Here is a 492-nt window from a genome sequence, read left to right on the forward strand (position 1 = left end):
TGGGTAGACTGCCTTTCAGATTTCAGGGATGGAATCGATGACCTGGTGGAGCAGGTCGCTTGCTCGGAGAAGGTCGCTGCGGTTCGCTGTGGCGACCTTCTCCGCGTTCTGGGGGAATCGGTCGTCTTGGGTGAGGCGTCCGAGTCGTTCGGTGACCGTTGTGAGGTCGGAGGTGGCGCGCCAGAATGCGTCGGGGAGGGGCGCGCGGCGTGGTGTCTGCGGTTCGGGGCGCGTGTACTGCTTGCCGTCGAGGCCGGTGACCGAGCGGGACGAGGGTGAAGGGAGCGAAAGCCCCTCGTCCTCGCTCGGTTCGGCGTCACCCGGTCATGGGGCGTTGCGGCGCCCTCGTCGGGGAGTCCGGGGGCCGCTTCGAGGTCGGCCTGGTCGGTGACGTAGTCGTCGGAGACTTCGCCGGTGACCGTGTTGACTGCTGGCCCTACGCGTGCGGGCTGTTGACGGCCGAGGGAGTCGACGTGCGTGTCAGCGTGGGGA

Annotated in this window: 1 protein-coding gene; it reads left to right on the forward strand. The window is 67.7% G+C overall.

Annotated features, from left to right (window positions below):
- Positions 1-279, forward strand: a 279-nt coding sequence (locus ACJYUO_RS21860) for a hypothetical protein (protein WP_494347409.1), incomplete at its 5' end; no start/stop codon positions are given.
- Positions 280-492: the final 213 nt, after the last annotated feature.

It is taken from the genome of Natrinema sp. CRL1 (assembly GCF_059162405.1).